We start from the raw sequence: 5,686 nt of genomic DNA, 5'->3' as shown, positions 1-5,686 counted from the left end.
GTGCGAAATGTGAGTTAAAGAGCGGTTCGCCGACGAAAATGGCGGCGCCCGGCTGCGGCGACCAGACGTTCGGGCTGAAGAAGACGAGCACCAAGGCGCTGATCAGGCCGACAAGCATCCCCGTAATCGCTCCAGTCGTGTTAAAGCGGCGCCAGAAAATGGTGAATACGATCGTCGGCAAGTTGGCGCTGGCGGCGACCGCAAATGCGAGCGATACGAGGAACGCGACGTTCATTTTTTGTGCAAACAGCGCTAACAAAATCGACAACACCGAGACGCCGACGGATGCCCAGCGGGCGGCGAGCATTTGTTCTTTTTCCGTCGCCTGGCCGCGCCGCAAAATATGGCTGTAAAAGTCATGGGCAAACGCCGAGGCGGCTGACAACACAAGTCCGGCGACAACGGCCAAAATCGTCGCAAAGGCGACGGCAGAGACGAAAGCGAACAAGAAATCTCCGCCAAGCGCTTCCGCCAACAGCGGGGCGGCCATATTGCCGGCCGGGTTGGCGGCGACGATTTTGTCATAGCCGACAAACGCGGCGGCGCCAAAGCCTAAAAAGATCGTCATGACGTAGAAAAGCCCAATGATCCATGTCGCATACACGACCGATTTGCGCGCAGTCGGCGCGTCTTTGACCGTAAAGAAGCGGATCAAAATGTGCGGCAGCCCGGCCGTCCCCAACACGAGCGCCAAGTTGAGTGAAATCGTATCGAGTGGATCCTTAAACTTGTTGCCCGGGTTTAAAAACGCCTCGCCAAGCGGCGTCGCTGTTTTCATTTCGTGGAACATTTTGGCGATGCTGAAATCGAATTTGGCAAAGACGATGATGGAAATGATAAACGTACCGACCATCAGCAAGACGGCTTTGACGATTTGCACCCAACTCGTTGCTGTCATGCCCCCGAAGACGACGTACACCGTCATCAAAATGCCGACGATCAAGACGGAATAAATGTAGTCTAGACCCAACAGAAGCTTGATGAGGCCGCCGGCGCCGACAAGCTGGGCGATCATATAGAAAATCGAGATGGCGATCGTATTTAACGCCGCGACGCCGCGCACTTTCTTATCGTCAAAACGGGCGGCGATCATATCGGCCATCGTGTATTTGCCGAGGTTGCGAAGCGGTTCGGCGACGATATACAAGACGACAAGATAAGCGACAAGGAAGCCGATGCTGTAAAAGAAGCCGTCAAATCCCGTCAGCGCGATCATGCCAGCGATTCCTAAGAAGGATGCGGCGGACATATAATCGCCTGCGATGGCAAGCCCGTTTTGCCAGCCGGTGAGGCTGCTGTCCGCGGTGTAAAATTCGCTTGTCGTTTTCGTCCGTTTCGAGGCGTAGTACGTAATGACAAGCGTCAAGGCGACGATAATGAGGAAGAGGAAAAAGGCGAGCCCGTGCATTACGTGTTTCCTCCTTCCGCTGCTTCTTGCTTCACTTGCTCGACGATGGCATCAAATTGTGCTGCGCGTTTCGAATAAAGGATGCATAAGGCCCATGTCATAATAAACTGCGCAAAGGCAAACAGCCACGCCCAGCTGACCGGCCCAATCGCTGGTGCGTTGAGCGCTTTCGAATACGACGTCAACACCGGAAGGGCGAAGTAAAAGACGAAGAAAAAGACGGTGGCTGGGATGATGAAGCGCTTCTTCGCCTGAATGAGCCCGCGGAATGAAGCGGATTGAGCGATGGCATCATAGTTGATGCCGCCTTGGTCGGCCCTTGATTGTTTTTTCACTGCCATTGTAATCCCTCCTTGTCTGTATTAAAGCGTTTTCAAAAAGGGCAATGAACTGTTCTGTCGCAAACGGTGGATGTGACTCCCCCTTTCTGACACAAATTTGTCACACATTCATTATATATTTATCTGAAAAATTTGTAAATTGATGTTTTTTGTTATTTTTAAAAACTATTTTTTGCTTTGCCGCATAAAACGGAGAAAATTTTTTGCTGTTTTTCTTATTTTCGCACTTTACAAAAAAACGAGGATCATGTAGAATGTCAACTGTATTCGACAACAAAATTCAACAATTTTCTACAAAAAACGACAAGGGGAGACATCTATGAATTTGTTTCGTAAAAAACCGATTCAATCGTTGCTTAAGGAGTCGGGGGCGAAAGGAGCTTCGCTGCGAAAAGAGTTAGGTGCATTCGACTTGACGATGCTCGGCATCGGTGCCATCATCGGGACAGGCATTTTCGTCCTGACCGGGGTGGCGGCGGCGGAACATGCCGGCCCAGCACTTGTTCTTTCGTTCATCTTATCAGGATTGGCGTGTGTGTTCGCGGCGCTTTGCTACGCCGAGTTCGCCTCGACGGTGCCGGTGTCAGGGAGCGCATACACATATAGCTATGCGACATTCGGTGAATTATTCGCTTGGATTTTAGGCTGGGATTTGATTTTGGAATATGGGGTTGCCTCGTCGGCGGTTGCCGTCGGTTGGTCCGGTTATTTCCAAGGGTTGCTTACCGGTTTTGGCATCGAACTCCCGAAAGCATTGACGAGCGCGTATGATCCGGAGAAAGGGACGTTCATCGATTTGCCAGCGATTTTAATTATTCTGTTCATTACGTTTTTGTTGAACTTAGGCGCCAAAAAATCGGCGCGTTTTAACGCGGTGATCGTTGCCATTAAAGTGGCGGTCGTGCTGCTCTTTTTGGCGGTCGGTGTTTGGTACGTCAAGCCGGAAAACTGGACGCCGTTTATGCCGTATGGCTTCTCTGGCGTAGCGACCGGCGCGGCGACGGTGTTTTTCGCTTACATCGGCTTTGATGCGGTGTCGACGGCGGCGGAAGAAGTGCGCAATCCGCAGCGTGATATGCCGATTGGCATTATCGTCTCGTTGCTTGTGTGCACATTGTTGTATATTGCGGTTTCGCTCGTATTGACAGGCATCGTTCCGTACGAGCAGCTCAACGTGAAAAACCCAGTGGCGTTTGCGTTAAACTATATCCATCAAGACTGGGTGGCGGGCTTTATTTCGCTCGGGGCGATCGCCGGCATTACGACCGTGCTCCTTGTGATGATGTATGGGCAGACGCGTCTCTTCTACGCCATCAGCCGCGACGGTTTGCTGCCGAAAGTGTTTGCTCGCATCAGCCCGACGCGCCAAGTGCCGTATGTCAATACGTGGCTGACGGGAGCGGCTGTAGCGGTATTTGCCGGCATCATTCCGCTCAACAAATTGGCGGAACTGACGAACATCGGCACGCTCTTTGCCTTTATCACCGTCTCGATCGGCGTGTTGGTGCTGCGTAAAACGCAGCCGGACTTAAAGCGGGCATTCCGCGTTCCGTTTGTCCCAGTCATCCCGATTTTGGCTGTCTTATTCTGCGGCTACCTCGTTCTTCAGCTTCCGGCGACGACATGGATCGGTTTTGTCTCGTGGCTACTGATCGGTTTAGTGATTTACTTTATCTACGGCCGCAAGCATAGTGAGCTGAATGAAATGGCACGGACGGAAGAAAAGGCCGGATGAACGGCCAAACAATGAAAAAGGGGCTGACCCAAATGGGGAAACAGCCCCTTTTTCCATTATGTCAAATTTTTCGGCAACACCGCGTTTCACTCTTTTTTCATTTAGAAGTGTTCATCTCCACAAAGTGTACTTGACAAGTGAGGCTTTTTCGCGCGTCACCATGTCTGAAAAATGTTGATTTACTGATTTTCCCTTACAGAAGAAAGCGTGAGATGTTTTGAAACCGTCAAGCACAGAAATACATGATTTTTGCTGATGGAGGGCGTGTGCTCGGCGCAGGCGGCGTTGAGCCTTTTTGGGGACTTGTGTTCACTTGAGCGACTTGAAAAAATCCCCTTTGAGCGACGGCCATATTTGGGTTGCGATGTGCGAATAATATAAAGAACGAGCGTCAGTCCGGCTTTGTATAAGCGGGGTGAAAAGGGTGTTTGGGACATTATTGAAAAGAAGAGAGAGAACGCTTGAACGGACGGTTGTGGAAATTCAGCGGGGAAATGAAGCGTTGCGCAATGAGCTCATCCGGCAATATAAGCCGTTTATCGTTAAAACAGTCTCAAGTGTATGCAAGAGGTTCATTCATGAGGAAGATGATGAGGCGAGCATTGGACTGATCGCTTTTAACGAAGCGATTGAAAAATATGCGTTGCACAAAGGAGGTTCCTTTCTGTCGTTTGCGGAGCTGCTCATTAAGCGGCGCCTCATCGATTACATTCGAAAAGAGGTGAGAATGCGAGAGGCCATATGGCATGTCGAAGATGGAGAAAACGGCGAGCAGGCGGCGCAAACGTACGTAGATGCGAAATTATCGGTTGAGGAGTTTTATAGGCAAATCGAACAAGAACAGCGTCGGGAAGAAATTCTTCATTACCAGCAAGTGCTGAAACAATTCGGCATTCATTTTCACGATTTAGTCGAACAATCGCCAAAACATAAAGACGCCCGCCTAAACGCCATTCGCGTCGCCCAGCTGCTTGTCGAGAACGAACACTTGGTCCACTTGCTGTTTCAAAAAAAACAGCTGCCGATCAAGCAGTTGGAAGCGATGGCATCCGTCAGCCGCAAAACGATTGAGAGAAATAGAAAATACATTATTGCGATCGCGGTTATTTTGGCAGGCGATTACATTTACCTAAAGGACTATATAAAAGGGGTGCTTTCATCGTGAAAAAGGGAATTGTGCTGGAGTTGGATGAAGAGTTCGTCACGGTATTGACGCCGGAAGGGGAATTTCTTCGATTGAAAAAAGAAAAAGAATGGGAGATTGGAGAAGAGGTCAAAGCGAATGCGGTTGGCCGTCCTTTTCCGTTTTGCCGCCGTTCGTTTCGATATGCGCTCATAAGCGTTCTGACGGCGGCCGCGGTGCTTCTGGCGACTTGGATTCAATGGCCTTCTAATGCGGTGTACGCCTACATGTCGATCGACATCAACCCAAGCATGGAAGCGGGAGTCGATGCGGAGCTGCGCGTGTTGACACTGAAGGCTTACAATGAGGAAGGAAAGAAGGTGCTGACGGCGCTTCCTTCCTGGAAACGTCAACCGTTTTCTTCGGTAGCGAAACAAATCATTGCGCTAAGCGAACAAAAGGGGTATTTAAAGAAAGGCGGGGAAGTGCTGATTACGACGGTGGAGAGGGAGCGCGACGCCTCTTCGGCGCGGAAGCTGTCTGCCGCGCTCGCCGATATCCAGCGGTCAGTGGCGGATGACCGGATTGTCATTACCACGGCCAATAGTACGATGGCCGTGCGCAACCAAGCTGTCAAACGGGGGATGACAACCGGAAAATTATTGCAAATCGAGAAAAAGGTGAAACCGGCCTCGTCTACATCCACCAAGCCGGACAAAGGGAACGGACAAGTCGGAAAGAGTGAAAAGAAAGCATCACCATCAAAAGGGAGAAAACTGGAACAGCCGGCGCAAGTGAAACAGAAGCATAGGGAACAGAAGACGAAACAGCAGAAAAAAGAAAAACAGATGCCGCACGAGCGGAAAAACTCCGGTTTAAATAAGGAAAGCTCTCCGTCAAACAAGGAAATGTCTCCGAAAGGGAAAAAACATGGAAACGCCAGACCATCGCGGCCGGGCGGTCATTATGTAGAGAAAAAAGCGGCAGGCGGCCGGCCGGATGGCAACGACCAAAAAGAGCGGCGCCATCCGGCCCATCCCGGCCGTCCTTCGGAAGCAATGAATTCCAAAACAAAAAAA

The 5,686-nt window shown here is 50.7% G+C and carries 5 protein-coding genes; 3 read left to right on the top strand and 2 right to left on the bottom strand.

Features of this window, described 5'->3' with window-relative positions; translation table 11 throughout:
- Positions 1 to 1,408 (bottom strand): cation acetate symporter (locus I656_RS04335; RefSeq protein WP_020755960.1); only part of this gene is annotated, 1,408 nt, incomplete at its 3' end.
- Positions 1,408 to 1,749, bottom strand: coding sequence for a DUF485 domain-containing protein (locus I656_RS04340; protein WP_020755959.1), 342 nt, complete (start codon positions 1,747 to 1,749; stop codon positions 1,408 to 1,410). The genes I656_RS04340 and I656_RS04335, both read right to left, overlap by 1 nt.
- 319 nt (positions 1,750 to 2,068) lie before the next feature.
- Here I656_RS04340 and I656_RS04345 point away from each other — a divergent pair, with 319 nt between their 5' ends.
- The 3 genes from I656_RS04345 to I656_RS04355 form a co-directional block, all read left to right on the top strand.
- Complete coding sequence (locus I656_RS04345; protein WP_020755957.1) at positions 2,069 to 3,484, top strand: amino acid permease; 1,416 nt, start codon at positions 2,069 to 2,071, stop codon at positions 3,482 to 3,484.
- A 424-nt stretch (positions 3,485 to 3,908) separates the two neighbouring features.
- On the top strand, positions 3,909 to 4,649 hold the full coding sequence (gene sigI, locus I656_RS04350; protein WP_033006201.1) for an RNA polymerase sigma factor SigI: 741 nt from the start codon (positions 3,909 to 3,911) through the stop codon (positions 4,647 to 4,649).
- A partial coding sequence (locus I656_RS04355; protein ID WP_020755955.1) for an anti-sigma factor domain-containing protein occupies positions 4,646 to 5,686 on the top strand: 1,041 nt, incomplete at its 3' end. The genes sigI and I656_RS04355, both read left to right, overlap by 4 nt.

The organism is Geobacillus sp. WSUCF1 (assembly GCF_000422025.1).
GTDB classification, from domain to species: domain Bacteria; phylum Bacillota; class Bacilli; order Bacillales; family Anoxybacillaceae; genus Geobacillus; species Geobacillus zalihae.
Note: the sequence above shows the minus strand (reverse complement) of the source record. Positions and strands in the feature narration are given on the sequence as shown.

Excerpts from the sequence above, each read along its gene's own strand:
- I656_RS04340 (WP_020755959.1), bottom strand. The coding sequence starts at position 1,749 with ATGGCAGTGAAAAAACAATCAAGGGCCGACCAAGGCGGCATCAACTAT.
- I656_RS04345 (WP_020755957.1), top strand. The coding sequence starts at position 2,069 with ATGAATTTGTTTCGTAAAAAACCGATTCAATCGTTGCTTAAGGAGTCG.